The following is a 19,743-nucleotide window of genomic DNA, read 5'->3' as shown; positions in this document are numbered from 1 at the left end:
GTCCCCGGCACCTTCTACTTCTTCATTCGCTGCAGGAGTTTCCCCATGCGCAAGACGATGTTGATCGCCGGCCTGCTGCTGCCCCTGGCCGCGGCGGCGCAGGAGCCGCAGTGCAAGCATTCGCAGCCCCGCAACCTGCAACTGGACCTGGCGGGCGTCAGGACGGTGGTCTTCGAGATCGGTTCGCACGACCTGAGGGTCGATTCGCGTCCCGGCGCCAGCGCCGCCGTCCAGGGACGCGCCTGCGCCTCCAATGCCGATGACCTGGCCACGCTCAGGCTCAGCCAGCACAGGAGCGGCGATACGCTGCTGATCCGGGCCGAGAACGAGAACCGCGCATTTGGTTTCTCCTTCGGCAACCGCTACGCCTACCTGAAGCTCGAGGCCAGCCTGCCCGATACCGTGCCGGTCCAGCTGAAGGTCGGTTCCGGCGATGCGGTGGTCACCGGCGCGCCGGCGCTGGACGCCAGCGTCGGTTCCGGCGAGGCCACCGCCCGGCGCATCCGCGGCCTGACCAGCGCCTCGGTCGGCTCGGGCGAAATCGAGCTGGAGGACATCGGCTCGCTGCGGGTGTCATCGATCGGTTCGGGCGAGATCACCGCCCGCCAGGTGCGCGGCAACGTCGAGGTCGGCGGCATCGGTTCCGGCGACTTCGGCCTGGACGGGGCCAGCGGCGACGTGAAGATCCGCTCGATCGGCTCGGGCGACGCCGAGCTGCGCAACGTGTCCGGCGCGGTGCGGGTGGATTCGATCCGTTCCGGCGACCTGGACGTGCGCGGCGCGGCCAGCCTGTCGGTCGGATCGATCGGCAGCGGCGATGCGAGCCACCGCGACGTCCGCGGCGCCATCGACCTGCCGCGCAAGCGCTGAACCCGCACCGGAGATTGCCCATGAACGACATGCCCATCCGCCGTCCCCTGCTGCAACCGCTCCTGCTGGCCTGCCTGCTGGTGGGCCTGCCGCCGCCGGCCGCACAGGCCGCCGGGCCCGCGAAGGGCTCCGTCAGTGGCGAAATCAGCCAGGAAATGGCCGAGGCCCGCCGCGAAGTGCGCGAGGAACTGGCCAAGGCCCGCGCCGAGCTGGAAACCGGGAACCTGGACGTGGGCAACAACCTGCGCTTCGGCAAGTCCGGCGACACTGATCGGAAGGCGCTGCCGAAAGCGGAGATCACCCCGCGCGGCGATTTCCTGATCGACGGCAAGGCCGTGGCCATCGACGCTTCCCAGCGCAGCGAACTGCTGGCCTACCGCGGCCAGGTCATCGACATCGCCCGCGCCGGCATCGACATCGGCGAGCGCAGCGCGCAGATCGCCCTCGACGCGGTGGACCGCGGCCTGTTCGGCCTGATCTTCAGCGCCATGAGCGGCAGCCTGGAGCGGCGCCTGGAGAAGCAGATCAAGACGACCATCGAACCGGGCGTGCTGGAGATCTGCCGCAGCCTGCCCGGCCTGCTCGCCTCGCAGCAGCGCCTGGCCGACAGCCTGCCGCCGTTCCGTCCCTACGCCACGCTGGAGGCGGACGACGTCGAAGACTGCGAGAAGCAGGTCCGCCGCGAATTCGCCAACCTCTGACCGGGAGCAAACCCATGCGCAAGTTCCACATGATCGCCCTCGCCGCCCTGCTGCCGCTGGCCGCCTGCGGCAGGAACGACCCGCCGCCGCCTTCCGGTGGCGAATCCGCGACCGCACAGCCGGCCGACACCGCGCTGGGCCGCAAGATCCAGCAGGCCATGATCGCGGCCGGCGAGAAGCTGGCCACTGAGAACGTCAGCGTCGGCTGCAATACCGGCCGCGGCGTGGGTTACGGCTGCAAGCCCGGCGACCGCAACCAGCCCAGGGCCGAGATCACCCCGCAGGGCGACCTGCTGATCGCCGGCAAGCCGGTGCCGATCGACGCGGCCCAGCGCGAACTGCTGCTGGCGCACCGGGCCAACATCGTCGCCATCGCCCGGGCCGGCATCGCCATCGGCATGCAGGGCGCGGATCTGGGCGTGAAGGCCGCCAGCGGCGCGCTGAAGAGCGTGTTCACCGGCACCACCGACGATTTCGAGAAGCAGATGGAAGCCGAAGGCAAGCGCATCGAGGCCGAGGCCCGGAAGCTGTGCGTCCTCATGCCCGGCCTGCTGGCCTCGCAGAACGCGCTGGCCGGCGCGCTGCCGGCCTTCAAGCCCTACGCCACGATGGACGCGTCCGACATCGACGACTGCAAGGACGGCAACTACGAACTGGACTTCGACGGTGACGCCAGCACCACCGCGGGCGCTGGCACGGACACCGATGCCGCCGTGGAGGCCGATGCCGCGGCGTAGGCCTCCCCGGGCGCGGAGCCCGAGCAGCCGTAACCGCCCCTGCCACCGGCCGTCGTTGCGATGCGGCCGGAAACCGGGCGCGCGGCACCCACGTGCCCATCGATCAGCCACTTCGGACCCAGGAGAACACCCGTGCATCCGGATTTCGAAACACGCCTGCAAGCCTTCGAGCGCAGCCAGCGTCGGCTCCGCTCATGGGTATACCTGCTGGCGGCCTCGCTGGCAGCGGCCATCGCGGCGCTCGCGCTCCAGCCCGGCGCGGTGTCGGCCAGCGCGACCGCACCGGTGGCCGGTCCGCTGCGCGTCACCGAACTGGTGGTGGTCGATCCGCAGGGCGTGGAGCGCGTGCGCATCGGCGGCGACCTGCCCGACGCGGTGATCAACGGCCGCCGGGTGCCGCGCGGGAGCAAGGCCGCCGGCGTCATGCTGTACGACCGCAGCGGCCAGGAGCGCGGCGGCTACGTCACCTGGGACGAGAGCGACAACATCGGCCTGACCCTGGACGGGCGCAAGGGCCAGAACGCGCTGTTCGTCGCCGGCCCGGATGGTTCCACCGCCTTGCAGCTCTGGCAGGGCGGCCAGTTGGTCGAACTGCGCGCCGACGGAAACGGCGCCCGCCTCACCCACACCCGCAACGGCGCCATCACCCTGCAGCAGCCGGAAATCGCCCGGTTGTCGGAGGCGACCTGCACGCTGTTCCGCGGCGGCCTGCGCGAGGAAGTGCCGGGCGGGCTGTCGGTGGAGAAGATCCGCCAGATCTGCCAGGGCCGCTTCAGCACGACCGCCTGCAACGCCTGCCTGGATGGCGACGGGACGGCCACGGCGCGATAAGCCGTGATCCGAGGCATTCCGATTGGGATTCCTGCTCTTCCGTCATCCCCGCCTGCGCGGGGATGACGACACTTGCCCGAAAGGTTCCCCAACGCTGTCGGGACAAGTCCTTGGTGTGCCGGGCAGCGCCTAACCGCCCCCGCCGCCCAGCTTGCCGTGGATGCCGCCCTTGGCCAGCAGCGCCGGATCCAGCAGCGGCCCGAGCGTCTTCTCCGGCAGCCCGGTGACCTCCATCGCCACTTCCAGCACCGGCCGGCCCTGCCGGTAGGCCTGCTTGGCGATGGCCGCGCCCTGCTCGTAGCCGATCACCGGGTTGAGCGCGGTGACCAGGATCGGATTGCGATCCAGCGCGCGGCTGACGTTGTCCCGGCGCACCTTCAGCCCGGCGATCGCCGAGTCGGCCAGCAGGCGCATCGCGTTCGAGAGCAGGCCGATGCCGTCGAGCAGGTTGGCGGCGATCAGCGGCAGGGTGACGTTGAGCTGGAAGTTGCCGCTCTGCCCGGCCACCGTGATCGCGGCGTGGTAGCCCATCACCTGCGCGCAGGCCATCACCGTCGCCTCGGGGATCACCGGGTTGACCTTGCCCGGCATGATCGAACTGCCCGGCTGCAAGGCCGGCAGCTCGATCTCGCCGAGGCCGGCCAGCGGCCCGGCGTTCATCCAGCGCAGGTCGTTGGCGATCTTGGTCAGCGCCACCGCCAGCGCGCTGAGCTGCCCGGACAGCTCGACCGCGTCGTCCTGCGCGGCCAGGCCCTCGAACTTGTTGTCGGCGCTGTCGAATCTGGCCTTCGTCAGCGTCGTCAGCGCCTTGGCGACCTTGCCGCCGAAGCGCGGATCGGCGTTGATGCCGGTGCCGATGGCGGTACCGCCCAGCGGTAGCCGGCGCAGGCGCTTGAGGCTGTCCTCGATGCGCGCCTGCGCGGAGGCCAGCTGCGCCGACCACGCCGAGAACTCCTGCCCGAAGGTCAGCGGCATCGCGTCCATCAGGTGGGTGCGGCCGGTCTTGACCACCTTGTCCAGCGCCTTGCCGCGCCTGTCGATGGTCTTGCGCAGGTGCTTGAGCGCCGGCAGCAGTCGTTCCACCGTAGCCAGCTGCGCCGAGACCCGCAGCGCGGTCGGGATCACGTCGTTGGAGCTCTGGCCCAGGTTGACGTGATCGTTGGGATGCACTTGCGCCTTGCCCGCGCGCGCGGCCAGCGTGGCGATGACCTCGTTGGCGTTCATGTTGGACGAGGTGCCCGAGCCGGTTTGGTAGATGTCGATCGGGAACTGCGCATCGTGCCGCCCTTCGGCCACCTCCAGCGCGGCGGCCCGCACGGCCCGGGCGATGCCCTTCGGCAGCAGGCCAAGTTCGGCGTTGACCTGCGCCGCGGCGGCCTTGACCAGCCCCAGCGCGTGGACGAAGCCCGGCGGCATCGGCCGGCCGGAGATGGGGAAGTTCTGCACCGCGCGCTGTGTCTGCGCGCCCCACAGCGCCTCGGCTGGCACCTGCAACTCGCCCATGCTGTCCCGCTCCACGCGGGTAAGGGGGGCGGAGGGCCTGGCCCGGTTCTTCTGCGTCATCAGCGTGTCTCCATGTGAGGGCTACGGCTGGCGCGCGACGTGCAGGCCGCAACGGCTGGCTGGAAGCGGAATGATACGCCACGGGCCTGGCGGGACCGGGTGGGATAGAATGCGCGCGCCTTGTTTTTGCTCTGCTCTTGCTCGATGGGGCCCCTGAGGCACGGTGGGCGGATCGGGTCAAACCCGCAGGGCGGCGCGCAGGACGCGCGCCGTTTTTCGAAGGTACATGGATGTGCCTTCGAAAAATTCCCGGTCCGCACACGCACCCGCGCAAAGCGCGGGCGTGCCGCCGGGGTGTGCTTTCTTTTGGTTACTTTTCTTTGCACAAGCAAAGAAAAGTGACTCGCGCCTTTCAGGCGCGAAACGCCTTGATCGCCATTCGCCACCGTATTCCGCGACACCGCCGGCTACGGATCTGCCTTCCACCATAAAGATAGCTTCCATGTCCCACGCCTCCCTGCTCGCCCTGTCCCCGCTCGACGGCCGCTACGCCTCCAAGGTCGATGCGCTGCGCCCCGTCTTTTCCGAATACGGCCTGATCAAGGCGCGGGTCAAGGTGGAGATCGAATGGCTGCTGGCGCTGGCCGCCGAACCGGGCATCGCCGAGCTGGAGGATTTCTCCGTGACCGGCAAGGCCAGGCTGCGCGCGCTGGCCGACGGCTTCTCGGTCGAGCACGCCGCGCGGGTCAAGGAGATCGAGCGCACCACCAACCACGACGTCAAGGCGGTCGAGTACTTCATCAAGGAGCAGCTCAAGGACGACGCCGAACTCGGCCCGGCGCTGGAGTTCGTCCACTTCGCCTGCACCAGCGAGGACATCAACAACCTCAGCTACGGGCTGATGCTGGAACAGGCGCGCCGCGAGGCGCTGCTGCCAGCGCTGGACGGCGTGGTCGCCACGCTGCGCGCGCTGGCCCATGCCCAGGCCGGGCAGTCGATGCTGTCGCGCACGCACGGCCAGACCGCCTCGCCGACCACGCTGGGCAAGGAGATCGCCAACGTCGTCGCGCGCCTGGCGCGGCAGCGCCGGCAGATCGCCGCGGTCGAGCTGACCGGCAAGATCAACGGCGCGGTCGGCAACTACAACGCCCACGTGGCGGCCTACCCCGACGTGGACTGGCCGGCGTTCGCGCAGCGCTTCGTCGAGGGCCTGGGACTGGTGTTCAACCCCTGGACCACCCAGATCGAGCCGCACGACAACGTCGCCGAGATCGGCGACGCCGCGCGCCGCGCCAACACCATCCTGATCGACCTGGCGCGCGACATCTGGGGCTACATCTCGCTGGGCTACTTCAAGCAGAAGCTCAAAGAGGGCGAGGTCGGCTCCAGCACGATGCCGCACAAGGTCAACCCGATCGACTTCGAGAACGCGGAAGGCAACTTCGGCCTGGCCAACGCGCTGTTCGAGCACTTCAGCGCCAAGCTGCCGATCAGCCGCTGGCAGCGCGACCTGACCGACTCGACCGTGCTGCGCGCGCTCGGCGTCGCCTTCGGCCACACCCAGGTGGCGCTGGACTCGCTGGCCAAGGGCCTGGGCAAGCTGGAAGTGAACCCGCAGCGCCTAGACGCCGACCTCGACGCCGCCTGGGAAGTGCTGGCCGAAGCCGTGCAGACGGTGATGCGCCGGCACGGCCTGCCCAACCCCTACGAGCAGCTGAAGGCGCTCACCCGTGGCCAGGGCATCACCGCCGAGTCGATGCGGGCGTTCGTCGAATCGCTGGACCTGCCCGCCGCCGACAAGCAGCGCCTGCGCGAACTGACGCCTGGCGCCTACACCGGCCTGGCCGAGCGGCTGGCGCGCGGGATCTGAAGCCGCGACCTGCGCGCACGGCCGGCCCGGCAGGCCCAGGAGGCCACCCATGATCGAAATCGACGCCCGCAAGCACTTCCCGCTCGGCATGAAGCCGGCCGACTTCCTGCGCCGCTACTGGCAGAAGCAGCCGCTGCTGATCCGCAACGCCTTCCCCGGCTTCGTCCCGCCGATCGAGCCGGAGGACCTGGCCGGGCTGGCCTGCGAGGAAGGCGCGCTGTCGCGCATCGTCGTCCACGACCGCGCCCGCGACGGCTGGACCCTGCGCAGCGGGCCGTTCGCCGAGGAGGAATTCCCCGGCATGCCCGACCACGACTGGACCCTGCTGGTGCAGGACGTGGACAAGTGGGATCCGGACGTGCGCGCGCTGCTGCGGCACTTCGACTTCCTGCCGCGCTGGCGGCTGGACGACATCATGGTGAGCTTCGCCGCCACCGGCGGCTCGGTCGGCGCGCACATCGACCAGTACGACGTGTTCCTGCTGCAGGCCCAGGGCCGCCGCCGCTGGCAGATCGACGCCAGCGGCAATCCGCCGTCCGACTTCCGCCCGGACGTCGAGCTCAAGCTGCTGCGCGAGTTCAACCCGACCCACGAGTGGGTGCTGGAACCCGGCGACATGCTCTACCTGCCGCCCGGCGTGCCGCACCACGGGGTGGCGCTGGATCCGTGCCTGACCTTCTCGGTAGGCATGCGCGCGCCGTCCTCGGCCGAGCTGATCGGCGACTGGCTCGACACCCTGGTGGCCGACGCCGACGAGAACCTGCGCTACCACGACGAGGACTTGGTCCCGCCGCAGGATCCCAACGAGATCGACGCCGAGGCGATGCGCCGCGCGGTCGAGGCGCTGAACGCGCTGCGAATGAACGATCCGGACCGGCTGGGCGACTGGTTCGGCCGCTTCGTCACCACCTACCGCGCCTCCGGCGACGTGGCGCCGGCGCCCGGCAACCGCTCGCGTATCGAGGTCGAATGGGACCTGCAGCACGGCGCGCTGCTGTCGCGGCATCCGTTCTCTCGGCTGGCCTGGCGGCGGCGCAGCGGCCGCGGCGCCAGCCTGTACTGCAACGGCGCCGACTACGAACTGCCGGTGGCCGACGCCCGCGCCATCGCCGCCGCCGAGACCTTCGACGGCGCCGGCTACGCGGCGCTGGGCGAGGCCGGCCGCGACGCCTTGCTCGCGCTGATGGCCCAGGGCCACTATGCGCTGCTGACCCCGGACGACGACGAAGACTGACATGCGCGATTTCAGCGTCGAACCCATCGACTACGCCAGCGGCGTGGACGACCTGCGCCTGGTCCGCGAGACCGTGTTCGTGCACGAGCAGCAGGTGCCGCTGGAAGAGGAATGGGACGCGCTGGATCCGATCTGCCACCACGTCGTCGCCCGCGACGCGCAGGGCCGGCCCATCGGCACCGGCCGGCTGACCCCGCAGCGCCGGATCGGGCGGATGGCGGTGCTGCGCGAATGGCGCGGCCGCGGCGTCGGCGACGCATTGCTGGAGGCGCTGCTGGCGCAGGCGCGGCGCCAGCAGTGGCCGGAGGTCAGCCTGCACGCGCAGGTCAGCGCCGAGACCTTCTACGCCCGCCACGGCTTCCTGCCCGAGGGCGAGCGCTTCACCGAGGCCGGCATCGTCCACCAGGGCATGCGCCGCCGGCTGGATGGCGCGGTCGCCGTGGAATACCCTTCCGCCGCGCTGGCCGCCCTCGTCGGCCTGGCCGCGCAGGCCCGACGTTCATTGATGATCTACAGCCGCGCCCTGGACCCGGGGCTGCTGGATGCGCCGACGGTGCTGGAAGCCCTGCGCCGCTACGCCACCCGGCCCGGCCCGAACGAAGTCCGGATCCTGCTGCAGGATCCGGCCGCCCCGCAGCAGCACCTGTCCCCGCTGCTGGCCCTGGCCCAGCGCCTGCCCAGCGTGTTCGCCTTCCGCGCGGTCACCGATCCGCATGATCTGGCCTATCCCTCGGCCTTCGTGGTCAACGACGGCGGCGGCTACTACTTCCGACCGCTGGGCCATCGCCCCGATGGCGAGACCGACCTCGACGGCCCCGCGCGCGCCCGCCAGCTGCGCGAGGAATTCGCCCGCACCTGGGAACGCGCGCGCCCGATCAGCGAATACCGTGCGCTGGGGATCTGAACCCCTGCCGCATTCCGGCGCGAAATCAGGATGAAAGTAGCCTTTTAGTCCAATACGCATGCGCCCCTGAACAGGCTTGCGGGTATAATTTCGCCCCGCTGCGCCAGCGGCATCGCAAATCATCCTTTCCCACCTTTTCCGTACCCCATCGCCTACGCCATCGTGGACAATCTCCTCAAGCAGTTTGCGCAATCCTCGCAGCTCAACGGAGGCAACGCCTCCTACGTCGAAGACCTGTACGAGCAGTACCTGGTCGCCCCGGAGAGTGTCGGTCCGCAGTGGAAATCGTTCTTCGACGGCTTCAAGGGCCGCGAGGCCGGCGATGTCCCGCATTCGGTGGTCATCGAGCAGATCGCCGGCGCCGCCCGCCAGGCCGCCAACGCCGGCCCGCTCGCCCCCGCTGCCGGCGACGAGCGCGAACGCAACGTCGGCCGCCTGATCACCGCCTACCGCTCGCGCGGCCACCTCGGCGCGCAGCTGGATCCGCTGGGCCTGACCCCGCCGATCAACCCGCCGGACCTGGACCTGGCCTTCCACAACCTGTCCGAGCGCGACCTGGACAGCGAGTTCAGCACCGGCAACGTCGGCGGCCATGCGCGGATGAAGCTGCGCGACCTGCTGGCGCGCCTCAAGGCCACCTACAGCGGCGCCATCGGCGCCGAATTCATGCACATCTCCGAGGCCGGGCAGCGCCAGTGGCTGTACCAGCGGCTGGAAGCGGCCGGCGGCCGGTACGGTCTGTCCGCCGACCAGCAGCGCCGCACCCTGGAGCGGCTGACCGCCGCCGAGGGGCTGGAGCGCTACCTGCACACCAAGTACGTCGGCCAGAAGCGCTTCTCGCTGGAAGGCGGCGACTCGCTGATCCCGCTGATGGACGTGCTGATCCGCCGCGCCGGCGAGGGCCAGGTCAAGGACATCGTCATCGGCATGGCCCACCGCGGCCGCCTCAACGTGCTGGTCAACACCCTGGGCAAGAACCCGCGCAAGCTGTTCGACGAGTTCGAGGGCAAGTTCGAGCACGACAACCCGCTGGCCCACGCCGGCGACGTCAAGTACCACATGGGCTTCTCGGCCGACATCGCCACCCCGGGCGGCGCGGTCCACCTGGCGCTGGCGTTCAACCCCTCGCACCTGGAGATCGTCGACCCGGTGGTGGCCGGCAGCGTGCGCTCGCGCCAGGAGCGCCGCGGCGACAGCCAGCGCAGCGCGGTGATGCCGGTCATCATGCACGGCGACGCCGCCTTCGCCGGCCAAGGCGTGGTGATGGAGCTGTTCCAGATGTCGCAGGCGCGCGGCTTCGCCGTCGGCGGCACCGTGCACGTGGTCATCAACAACCAGGTCGGCTTCACCACCAGCAACAAGGAAGACGCGCGCTCGACCCTGTACTGCACCGACGTGGCCAAGATGGTCGGCGCGCCGGTGCTGCACGTGAACGCCGACGACCCGGAGGCGGTGGTGTTCTGCGCCAACCTGGCGTTCGACTTCCGCCAGCAGTTCAAGAAGGACGTGGTCATCGACCTGATCTGCTACCGCCGCCACGGCCACAACGAGGCCGACGAGCCGGCGGCGACCCAGCCGTTGATGTACCAGACCATCCGCAAGCACCCGACCACCCGCGAGCTGTACGCCGCCCGGCTGGAGAAGGCCGGCGTGCTGCCAGCCGACGCCGGCAAGGCGCTGGTGGACGAGTACCGCGCCAAGCTGGATTCCGGCGAGGTCACCACCGAGCTGGCCAAGACCAAGTCCGACGAGCTGGCCATCGACTGGTCGAAGTACGTGGCAGGCAAGCTCAGCGATCCGGTCGATACCAAGGTCAAGCGCAAGGCGCTGGACTCGCTGGCGCAGATCATCAACACCATCCCGGCCGGGGTGACCCTGCACCCGCGCGTGGCCAAGATCTACGAGGACCGGCTGAAGATGGCCGCCGGCGAGCAGGCCGCCGACTGGGGCTTCGCCGAGAACCTGGCCTACGCCACCCTGCTGGCCGAGGGCCACGGCCTGCGCCTGGTCGGCCAGGACGCCGGCCGAGGCACCTTCTTCCACCGCCACGGCATCCTCCACGACCAGAAGACCGACAGCTACTACCTGCCGCTGCGCCAGCTGGTCGAGTCGCCCGAGCAGGCCACCATCATCGACTCGCTGCTCAGCGAGGAGGCGGTGATGGCGTTCGAGTACGGCTTCTCCACCACCGATCCCAACACCCTGTGCATCTGGGAAGCGCAGTTCGGCGACTTCGCCAACGGCGCGCAGGTGGTGATCGACCAGTTCATCGCCGCCGGCGAGGCCAAGTGGGGCCGCATTTCCGGCCTGACCCTGCTGCTGCCGCACGGCTACGAGGGCCAGGGCCCGGAGCACAGTTCGGCGCGCCTGGAGCGCTTCCTGCAGCTGTGCGCGCTGGAGAACATGCTGGTCTGCGTGCCGACCACGCCCGCGCAATGCTTCCACATGCTGCGCCGGCAGATGCGCATGACCACCCGCAAGCCGCTGGTGGTGATGACGCCCAAGTCGCTGCTGCGCCACAAGCTGGCCGTGTCCAGCCTGGACGAACTGGCCGACGGCGAGTTCCAGCACCTGATCCCCGACGCCTCGGCCGATCCGAAGAAGGTCAGGCGCGTGGTGCTGTGCTCGGGCAAGGTCTACTACGACCTGCTCGAGGACGCGACCAAGCGCGGCCAGGACGACGTGGCGCTGGTCCGCGTGGAGCAGCTCTACCCGTTCCCGCGCGAGGCGCTGGCCGCCGAGCTCAAGCGCTACGGCAAGGCCGCCGACGTGGTCTGGTGCCAGGAAGAGCCGCAGAACCAGGGCGCGTGGTACCAGATCAAGCACCACCTGCAATTCTGCCTGCAGCCGGGCCAGTCGCTGTACTACGCCGGCCGCTCGCGCTCGCCGTCGCCGGCCGCCGGCCACTTCGCCGAGCACGTCGAAGAGCAGCTCAAGCTGATCGCCGAAGCGCTGGTCGACAAGCTCGGCGACAAGAACGTCGCCGAATAACCCGCATCCCCTTACACGAACCATCCAGGACGCCCCAATGGCCACCGAAGTCAAAGTTCCGGTACTCCCCGAATCCGTTTCCGACGCCACCATCGCCAGCTGGCACAAGAAGGCCGGCGACGCGGTCAAGCGCGACGAGAACCTGGTGGATCTGGAGACCGACAAGGTCGTGCTGGAAGTGCCCTCGCCGGTCGACGGCGTGCTGAAGGAAATCAAGTTCAAGGAAGGCGACACGGTGACCAGCTCGCAGCTGCTGGCGATCATCGAGGAAGGCGCGGTCGCCGCCGCGCCGGCCGAGGCGAAGAAGGACGACAAGCCCGCCGCCGGCGCCGAGGAAGTGCAGCCCAAGGCCGCCGCCGCCCAGGCCGAGGCCAAGGCCCCGGCCAGCACCAAGCCTGCCCCCGCCGCCTCGACCGACGGCCTGCCGCCGGGCGCGCGCTTCACCGCCGTCAGCCAGGGCATCGACCCGGCGCAGGTCGCCGGCACCGGCCGCCGCGGCGCGGTGACCAAGGAAGACCTGGTCAACTACGCCAGGGCCGGCGGCGCCGGCACCGCCGGCGGCGCGCGTCCGGAAGAGCGCGTGCCGATGACCCGCATCCGCAAGCGCATCGCCGAGCGGCTGATGCACTCGAAGGAATCCATCGCCATGCTGACCTCGTTCAACGAGGTCAACCTGGCCAAGGTCGCCGCCGCGCGCAAGCAGATCGGCGAGGACTTCCAGAAGGCCCACGGCGTCAAGCTCGGCTTCATGAGCTTCTTCGCCAAGGCCGCCGCCAACGCGCTGCAACGCTTCCCGATCATCAACGCCTCGGTCGACGGCGACGACATCATCTACCACGGCTACGCCGACATCTCGATCGCCGTGTCCACCGACAAGGGCCTGGTCACGCCGGTGCTGCGCAACGTCGAGCGGATGTCCTTCGCCGACATCGAGAAGGGCATCGGCGAATACGCCGCCAAGGCCCGCGACGGCAAGCTCGCGCTGGAGGACCTCCAGGGCGGCACCTTCACCATCACCAACGGCGGCACCTTCGGCTCGCTGTTCTCCACCCCGATCGTCAACCCGCCGCAGAGCGCCATCCTGGGCATGCACGCCATCAAGGAGCGCCCGATCGCCGAGAACGGCCAGGTCGTGATCGCGCCGATGATGTACATCGCCCTGTCCTACGACCACCGCATCATCGATGGCAAGGACGCGGTGCTGTTCCTGGTCGACATCAAGAACCAGCTGGAGAATCCGAACAGGATGTTGTTCGATCTCTGAGAGCCGGGAATCGGGAATGGAGAATCGGGAATGGGAAAGCATCTCTCCCTCCCGCCCTCCATTCCCGCCTGAATCCAGCCGGATGGAGAAATCGAGCCGACGCCGGCGCTTTCACGATTCCCCATTCCCTATTCCCCATTCCCGTGTGAGCAAAGCATGAGCGAACAACAACAATACGACGTCGTCGTCATCGGAGCCGGTCCCGCCGGCTATCACGCCGCCATCCGCGCCGCGCAGCTGGGCATGAAGGTCGCCTGCATCGACGCGGCGCTGGGCAAGGACGGCAAGCCGGCGCTCGGCGGCACCTGCCTGCGCGTGGGCTGCATCCCGTCCAAGGCGCTGCTGGATTCCTCGCACCAGTACCACAACCTCACCCACTCGTTCGAGCAGCACGGCATCAGCGTCAAGGACGCGAAGATGGACGTGGCCAAGATGGTCGCGCGCAAGGACGCCATCGTGAAGCAGTTCACCGGCGGCATCGCGATGCTGTTCAAGGCCAACAAGGTCACGCCGTACTACGGCTTCGGCCAGCTGCAGCCGGGCAACGTGATCAAGGTGAAGCAGCACGACGGCAGCGAAGTCGAGCTGAAAGGCGCCAACGTCATCATCGCCGCCGGTTCGGATTCGATCGAGCTGCCGTTCGCCAGGTTCGACGGCGAGAACATCGTCGACAACGTCGGCGCGCTGGACTTCACCGAGGTGCCCAAGCGCCTGGCCGTGATCGGCGCCGGCGTGATCGGCCTGGAACTGGGCAGCGTGTGGAAGCGCCTAGGCGCCGAGGTCACCATCCTCGAAGCCCTGCCCGACTTCCTGCCCGCCGCCGACGCGGAAGTGGGCAAGCTGGCCGCGCGCGAGTTCAAGAAGGAAGGCCTGAATATCCTGCTCGGCGCCAAGGTCGGCAAGACCGAAGTCAGCGGCAAGGGCAAGAAGCAGGAAGTGGTCATCAGCTATTCGGACAAGCACGGCGAAAAGACCCTGACCGTGGACAAGCTGCTGGTGGCCGTGGGCCGCCGCGCCGCGTCCAAGGGCCTGCTGGCCGAGGGCACCGGCGTGCAGCTCAACGAGCGCGGCCAGATCGTGGTCGACGACCATTGCCACACCGGCGTCGACGGCGTGTGGGCCATCGGCGACTGCGTGCGCGGCCCGATGCTGGCGCACAAGGGTTTCGAGGAAGGCATCGCGGTAGCCGAGCTGATCGCCGGCCTGCCGGGCCACGTCAATTTCGACACCATTCCCTACGTCATCTACACCGCGCCGGAAATCGCCTGGGTCGGCAAGACCGAGCAGCAGCTCAAGGCCGAGGGCGTGCCGTACAAGACCGGCAGCTTCCCGTTCGCCGCGGTTGGACGCGCGGTGGCGATGGCCGAGCCGACCGGCTTCGCCAAGGTGATTGCGCATGCCGAAACCGACCGCGTGCTGGGCCTGCACCTGATTGGCCCGAACGTGAGCGAACTGGTCCACGAAGGCGTGCTGACGATGGAATTCAACGGCAGCGCCGACGACCTGGCCCGCATCTGCCACGCCCACCCCTCGCTGTCCGAAGCCATCCACGACGCCGCGATGGCGGTGGACAAGCGGGCGATACACAAGGCGAATTGAAGCGGGGAATCGGGAATGGAGAATAGGGAATCGTAAAACGGTTTCCTATTCACCGCCCCGTACGGGACGCCGGCAGCGATGCCGGCGTTTTCGCTTTTCCGCTATTGCTCTTCTACCATTCCCTATTCTCCATTCCCCACTCCCGCCTCATGAAAACCATCTGCGTCTATTGCGGCTCCAACGCCGGCAGCAAGCCCGTCTACGCCGAGCGCGCCGCCGCGCTGGGCGAGCGCATCGCCCGGGAAGGAATGACGCTGGTATACGGCGGCGGCAACGTGGGCCTGATGGGCGTCGTCGCCGACGCGGTGCTGGCCGGTGGCGGCCAGGTGGTCGGCGTGATTCCCGAGCAGTTGCTCAACCTGGAAGTCGCGCACAGGGGCGTCACCCGGCTGGAAGTGGTCGCCAACATGCACGAGCGCAAGAAGCGCATGTTCGACCTGTCCGACGGCTTCGTCGCCCTGCCCGGCGGCTTCGGCACGCTGGACGAGATGTTCGAGATGCTGACCTGGCGCCAGCTCGGCATCGGCGACAAGCCGTGCGCGTTCCTCGACGTGGAGGATTTCTACGCGCCGTTGCTGGGCATGATCGATCGCATGGTCGCCGAGCGCTTCCTGCACCCGGACCAGCGCGACGATCTGTGGCACGGCGAGGACATCGACGCGATGCTGCAGTGGATGCGCGACTACGCGCCGGCGCAGGCTTCCAAGTGGCTGGACGACAAGCGCCGGGCCACGCTTCGCTAGCATCGAAAATCGCGGCGGATCACCGCCGTTTCCATAGGTTCCGCATATCCGCAACCGGATCGCGTCCATGCATGTCCACGCGCATGCGGCGATCGCGCGGATCTCCACAACATGGATCGCCACGCTGCGGACGATGCGCGTGCTTCATCGGCGTGCGCAACTGATTTCAATCAATGTCGCACTGCATTGCGATGCCTACATTGGACTTGCCGCCAAGCGACAGACCATGCACGGATCGCGGCGAAGGCATCCGGCATGGCTGCACCGGCGGGATACGCAACCGGAAGCGCGATCGACGCGCGCCGGCAACCGCAGCACCCAACCGAGGAAGTCCAGATGAAAACCATCGAACTCAGCATCGCATTGGCCGCCCTGCTGGCGGCCGCGCCGCTGGCCGCGCATGCGCAGGAATCCAGGTCTCCGCTGACCTGGGAAATCACCGCGGTTTCCGACTACGTCTTCCACGGCGTGTCGCAAAGCGACGAGAACCCGACCGCGCAGGCCGGCCTCACCTACACCGCGCAGAACGGCCTGTACGCGGGCGCGTGGGCTTCGGGCGTGGACTTCGGCAGCAACAAGCCCGACTTCCAGGTCGATGCCTTCGTCGGCTACAAGCTCGACTTCAGCGACGCGGTCGGCTTCGACGCACGCCTGAAGCGCTACCACTATCCCGACGCCGGCGCGCGCAACTTCAACGAGCTGGTCACCACCACCACCTTCCTCAAGCAATACAGCCTGACCGTGGCCTACACCAACGACGGCGGCGGCAGCGACACCGACGTGTGGTACTACCGCGGCAGCGCCAGCTGGCCGTTGTCGAACGATTACAGCCTCAACGCGCTGGTCGGCCGCACCGACTTCCGCGAGAACGCGGTGATCGGCGCCAGGGACTACACCGACTGGGGCGTCGGCGTCAGCAAGCGCTGGGGCATGGTCAAGGCTTCGCTCGACTTCTACGGCACCGACGGCAACGGCCGCGACAACGCCGGCAGGCTGGCCGACAACCGCCTGGTGCTGACAGTCGGCGTCGGCAACTGAAGTCCCGTCCGCGCGGGTGGCGTGCATGGCGCGCCCCCGCACGGAAAACCCGGCTGCGGAGCCAAGGCCACGGTGCTCTCGTGGGGCCATGCCCTTCTTCCGCACGGTATAGTCGCGGCAATCCACGCGTGACTGCACCACGACATGAAACCGAATCCGGCCGCCTGCGCGCTGGCCCTGCTGATTCCGCTGGCCGCCGGCTGCGCCAGCGGCCCGGCGCCTTCCAGTGGCCGGGTCGATCTGGCGCGCATGATGGCGCTGCACCAGGACATCCCCGATGTCGCCCTGGAAGGGCCGCTGGGAAGCCGCGGCAACCCCATCCGCGCCAATGGCGCCCACGGCCAGCGCGACTATCTGGCGCGGCTGCGCTGCGGCGACGGACGCGCGCCGCGATTCGATCGCATCGGTTCCATCGGCATCGGCCCCTACGGCAAGATGCTCGACGACTACCGCGTCCAGTGCGAAGGCGCGCCGCAGCGGATCGTCACGATGGACCTGTACCACTGCGTCGAGGAAACCCGCGCCATCGACGGCTTCGAAATCGTCGCGCGCGTCGTCCCCATTCCCCGCTTCGGCTCGTGCCGGAGCGATGCACATTGATTCCCATGCCATGACCCTGCCCGCCAGCTTCCCCGCCTTCCGCATCCACAACGACGCCGCCGGCTACCGCAGCGGCATCGAGGACATCGCGCTCGACGACCTGAACCCGGGCGAGGTCGTCATCCGGGTCGCCTACTCCTCGGTCAACTACAAGGACGCGCTGGCCGGCACCGGCCAGGGCAAGATCCTGCGGCGCTTCCCGCTGGTCGGCGGCATCGACGTGGCCGGGCACGTGGTCGCCTCCACCGATCCGGCGTTCCGGGAGGGCGACGCGGTGCTGGTCACCGGCAGCGGCCTGAGCGAGACGCGCGACGGCGGCTACGCGCACTACGCGCGGCTGCAATCGCGCTGGGTGATCCCGCTGCCGGCCGGGCTGAGCCTGCGCGAGTCGATGATCCTCGGCACCGCCGGCTTCACCGCCGCGCTGGCGCTGTACCGCATGCTCGACAACCGGCAGACGCCGGATCTGGGGCCGCTGGCGGTGACCGGCGCGAGCGGCGGCGTCGGTTCGCTGGCGGTGGACATCTTCAGCAGGGCCGGCTTCGAGGTGCACGCCATCAGCGGCAAGCCGGAACAGGCCGGCTACCTGCAATCCATCGGCGCGGCCCGGGTGCTGCCGCGCGAGGCGCTGGCGACCACGCGGCCGATGGAGACCGCGCGCTTCGGCGGCGGCCTGGACAACGTAGGCGGGCCGATGCTGGCCAGCCTGCTGGCGCAGACCACGCCCTACGGCAACGTCGCCAGCGCCGGGCTGGCGGCCACCGCCGATCTCGGCACCACGGTCATGCCGTTCATCATCCGTGGCGTCTCGCTCGTCGGCGTCGCCTCGGCCGGAACCGCGCGCGACATCCGCGACGATATCTGGCGGCATTTGGCCGACGACTGGAAACCGGCCCATCTGGATGCGATCTGCACGCGGGAAACCACGCTGGACGGGCTTCCCGCGGTGTTCGGACAGATGCTCGCGGGCGGTTCGCTGGGCCGGACGCTGGTGCGCGTCGGGTAAACGCGAACGCCGTCACAGGCGCCGCCGCGCGGGCCGGCACGGCCCCGGTTTCTTGTTCTCCGGATCTGGCTCTACAATCGACGCGGGGAAAATCCGGGGAACCACATGGCACGCATTCTCATCGTCGACGATTCGCCTTCGCAGTTGCTGGGCATCCAGCGCATCGTCGAGAAACTGGGGCACGAATCGATCACCGCCGAGGACGGCGCCGCCGGCGTCGAGGTCGCCAAGCGCGAACTGCCGGACATGGTGCTGATGGACGTCGTGATGCCCAACCTCAACGGCTTCCAGGCCACGCGCACGCTCAGCCGCGAAGCCACCACCAAGCACATCCCGGTCATCCTGGTCACCACCAAGGACCAGGACACCGACCGCATGTGGGGCCTGCGCCAGGGCGCCAAGGCCTACCTGACCAAGCCGTTCTCCGAGGACGAGCTGGCTGAGGTGATCGAACGCATCTTCGCCAGCACGCAGCCACCGGCGGCCTGAGCGCACGGCGGCGGCGATGAGAAAAGAGCAGGCGCGAAGCCTGCTCTTTTTTTGAATCTGTAGCGCCGAGCTTGCTCGGCGGATGCTCTGGCTCAACGGATGCTCGCCGGGGCAGCGGAGCAAGCTCCGCTCTACAAGGGAGCACGTATAGCGCCGGGCTTGCTCGGCGAATGCTCGCCGGAATAGCGGGAGCAAGCTCCGCTCTACAAGGGATCGCGTGTAGCGCCGAGCTTGCTCGGCGGATGCTCGCCGGAGCAGCGGAGCAAGCTCCGCTCTACAAGGGAGCACGTGTAGCGCCGGGGCTAGCCCGGCGGATGCTCGCCGGGGCAGCGGAGCAAGCTCCGCTCTACGAGGGATCGCGTGTAGCACCGAGCTTGCTCGGCGAATGCTCGCCGGAATAGCGGGAGCAAGCTCCGCTTTACACTCGCGGTCCGTCAGTCCTTCTCGTCGAACGCCTTGGCCAGCGCCTGGTAGGCCTTGCGCTGCTTCTCGCTGGCCGCGCGCGGCGCGGTGATTTCCAGTTCCACGATCTGATCGCCCGGCGGCGTGCCCGGCAGGCCGCGTCCGCGCAGGCGCAGCTTGCGGCCGGCGTCGGAATCGGGCGGGATCTTCAGATCGACCGATCCGCCCAGGGTCGGCACGCTCAGCGTCGCGCCCAGCGCCGCCTGCCACGGCGTCACCGGCAGCACGCAGATGATGTTGCGGCCATCGACCTCGAATTGCGGATGCGCGGCGTATTCGATCTCCAGCAGCAGGTTGCCGCCGCCGGCGCCCTGCCCGGCCAGGCGGATGGTCTGGCCTGGGCGGATGCCGGTCGGCACCTTGACGTCCAGCTGCTTGCCGTTGACGTTGACCCGCACGCTGCCGCCGTCGTGGACGACCTGCAGCGGCACCGCCAGCCTGGCGCGGGTGTCGCGCGGGGCCTGCGGGCCGCGCGGCTGCGCGCCCTCGCGGGCGCGGCGGCCGAACAGGCCCTCGAAGAAATCGCTGAAGCCGCCGTTGCCGCCGGCCCCGCCGAACACTTCCTCGAAATCGAAATCCTGCCCGCCGTAGCCGCCGCGGCCGAAGTCGGGCGGCGGGCGGAACTCCTCGCCCGGCCGGTAGCCGCGCGCGCGCAACTGGTCGTAGGCGGCGCGCTTGGCCGGATCGCGCAGCGCCTCGTAAGCCTCGTTGACGGCCTTGAACTGGTCCTCGGCGCCGGCCTCCTTGCTGACGTCGGGATGGTACTTGCGGGCCAGGCGGCGGTAGGCGGTCTTGATTTCCGCATCGCCCGCGCCGGGCTCCACGCCCAGCACCGCGTAGTAGTCCTTGAACTGCATCGGAACTCCGCTGTTGCACAAGGCGCACGCCGTGCATGCGCCGG

Annotated in this window: 19 protein-coding genes; 16 read left to right on the top strand and 3 right to left on the bottom strand. The window is 69.0% G+C overall.

The window, feature by feature from the left end; genetic code table 11:
* The first annotated feature begins 45 nt into the window (after positions 1–45).
* The 4 genes from AAG688_RS09045 to AAG688_RS09030 all read left to right on the top strand — a co-directional run bounded on the left by AAG688_RS09045 (position 46) and on the right by AAG688_RS09030 (position 3,139).
* Positions 46–870: a DUF4097 family beta strand repeat-containing protein gene (locus tag AAG688_RS09045; protein ID WP_411831931.1), complete on the top strand. Its 825-nt coding sequence runs from the start codon at positions 46–48 to the stop codon at positions 868–870.
* A 20-nt stretch (positions 871–890) separates the two neighbouring features.
* On the top strand, positions 891–1,571 hold the full coding sequence (locus tag AAG688_RS09040; protein ID WP_411831930.1) for a hypothetical protein: 681 nt from the start codon (positions 891–893) through the stop codon (positions 1,569–1,571).
* A gap of 14 nt (positions 1,572–1,585) precedes the next feature.
* Positions 1,586–2,308: a hypothetical protein gene (locus AAG688_RS09035; protein WP_411831929.1), complete on the top strand. Its 723-nt coding sequence runs from the start codon at positions 1,586–1,588 to the stop codon at positions 2,306–2,308.
* Between the two features lie 132 nt (positions 2,309–2,440).
* On the top strand, positions 2,441–3,139 hold the full coding sequence (locus AAG688_RS09030) for a hypothetical protein (protein WP_411831927.1): 699 nt from the start codon (positions 2,441–2,443) through the stop codon (positions 3,137–3,139).
* A 129-nt stretch (positions 3,140–3,268) separates the two neighbouring features.
* On the opposite strand, the gene AAG688_RS09025 is transcribed toward AAG688_RS09030, so the two are convergent.
* Both AAG688_RS09025 and AAG688_RS09020 read right to left on the bottom strand, forming a co-directional pair.
* Positions 3,269–4,702 (bottom strand): class II fumarate hydratase, encoded by a 1,434-nt coding sequence (locus AAG688_RS09025; protein WP_411831926.1) that lies wholly within the window; start codon positions 4,700–4,702, stop codon positions 3,269–3,271.
* A gap of 177 nt (positions 4,703–4,879) precedes the next feature.
* Positions 4,880–5,146 carry a hypothetical protein gene (locus AAG688_RS09020; protein ID WP_411831925.1) on the bottom strand — a complete coding sequence of 89 codons (267 nt, stop codon included), beginning with the start codon at positions 5,144–5,146 and terminating at the stop codon, positions 4,880–4,882.
* On the opposite strand from AAG688_RS09020, the gene purB reads away from it, so the two are divergent.
* From purB to pilH, 12 genes are all read left to right on the top strand, one after another.
* Positions 5,145–6,512: an adenylosuccinate lyase gene (gene purB / locus AAG688_RS09015; RefSeq protein WP_411831924.1), complete on the top strand. Its 1,368-nt coding sequence runs from the start codon at positions 5,145–5,147 to the stop codon at positions 6,510–6,512. The two genes, AAG688_RS09020 and purB, sit on opposite strands and share 2 nt — an antisense overlap.
* Before the next feature lie 49 nt (positions 6,513–6,561).
* The gene (locus tag AAG688_RS09010; protein WP_411831923.1) at positions 6,562–7,746 is read left to right on the top strand and encodes a JmjC domain-containing protein; all 1,185 of its coding nucleotides are present in this window, start codon (positions 6,562–6,564) and stop codon (positions 7,744–7,746) included.
* Position 7,747: 1 nt separating this feature from the next.
* Positions 7,748–8,650, top strand: coding sequence for a GNAT family N-acetyltransferase (locus tag AAG688_RS09005; RefSeq protein ID WP_411831922.1), 903 nt, complete (start codon positions 7,748–7,750; stop codon positions 8,648–8,650).
* Positions 8,651–8,812: 162 nt separating this feature from the next.
* Positions 8,813–11,641 carry a 2-oxoglutarate dehydrogenase E1 component gene (locus AAG688_RS09000; RefSeq protein ID WP_411831921.1) on the top strand — a complete coding sequence of 943 codons (2,829 nt, stop codon included), beginning with the start codon at positions 8,813–8,815 and terminating at the stop codon, positions 11,639–11,641.
* A gap of 37 nt (positions 11,642–11,678) precedes the next feature.
* Positions 11,679–12,905: a dihydrolipoyllysine-residue succinyltransferase gene (sucB, locus tag AAG688_RS08995; RefSeq protein WP_411831920.1), complete on the top strand. Its 1,227-nt coding sequence runs from the start codon at positions 11,679–11,681 to the stop codon at positions 12,903–12,905.
* A 156-nt stretch (positions 12,906–13,061) separates the two neighbouring features.
* Positions 13,062–14,504 (top strand): dihydrolipoyl dehydrogenase, encoded by a 1,443-nt coding sequence (gene lpdA / locus AAG688_RS08990; RefSeq protein WP_411831919.1) that lies wholly within the window; start codon positions 13,062–13,064, stop codon positions 14,502–14,504.
* Between the two features lie 149 nt (positions 14,505–14,653).
* Positions 14,654–15,247: a TIGR00730 family Rossman fold protein gene (locus tag AAG688_RS08985; protein ID WP_411831917.1), complete on the top strand. Its 594-nt coding sequence runs from the start codon at positions 14,654–14,656 to the stop codon at positions 15,245–15,247.
* Positions 15,248–15,314: 67 nt separating this feature from the next.
* Positions 15,315–15,587: a hypothetical protein gene (locus AAG688_RS08980; RefSeq protein WP_411831916.1), complete on the top strand. Its 273-nt coding sequence runs from the start codon at positions 15,315–15,317 to the stop codon at positions 15,585–15,587.
* Positions 15,584–16,285, top strand: coding sequence for a TorF family putative porin (locus AAG688_RS08975; protein WP_411831914.1), 702 nt, complete (start codon positions 15,584–15,586; stop codon positions 16,283–16,285). Before AAG688_RS08980 ends, AAG688_RS08975 begins: the two co-directional genes overlap by 4 nt.
* Before the next feature lie 144 nt (positions 16,286–16,429).
* Complete coding sequence (locus AAG688_RS08970) at positions 16,430–16,885, top strand: hypothetical protein (RefSeq protein ID WP_411831913.1); 456 nt, start codon at positions 16,430–16,432, stop codon at positions 16,883–16,885.
* 10 nt (positions 16,886–16,895) lie between these two features.
* The gene (locus AAG688_RS08965; RefSeq protein WP_411831912.1) at positions 16,896–17,891 is read left to right on the top strand and encodes a YhdH/YhfP family quinone oxidoreductase; all 996 of its coding nucleotides are present in this window, start codon (positions 16,896–16,898) and stop codon (positions 17,889–17,891) included.
* 105 nt (positions 17,892–17,996) lie between these two features.
* On the top strand, positions 17,997–18,380 hold the full coding sequence (gene pilH / locus AAG688_RS08960; protein WP_411831911.1) for a twitching motility response regulator PilH: 384 nt from the start codon (positions 17,997–17,999) through the stop codon (positions 18,378–18,380).
* A gap of 434 nt (positions 18,381–18,814) precedes the next feature.
* Here pilH and AAG688_RS08955 read toward each other — a convergent pair whose 3' ends face one another.
* Positions 18,815–19,699 carry a DnaJ C-terminal domain-containing protein gene (locus AAG688_RS08955; protein ID WP_411831910.1) on the bottom strand — a complete coding sequence of 295 codons (885 nt, stop codon included), beginning with the start codon at positions 19,697–19,699 and terminating at the stop codon, positions 18,815–18,817.
* Between the last annotated feature and the right edge of the window lie 44 nt (positions 19,700–19,743).

Source organism: Pseudoxanthomonas mexicana, assembly GCF_046736355.1.
GTDB classification, from domain to species: Bacteria; Pseudomonadota; Gammaproteobacteria; order Xanthomonadales; family Xanthomonadaceae; genus Pseudoxanthomonas_A; species Pseudoxanthomonas_A mexicana_B.
This window is presented reverse-complemented; position numbering and strand designations above follow the sequence as displayed.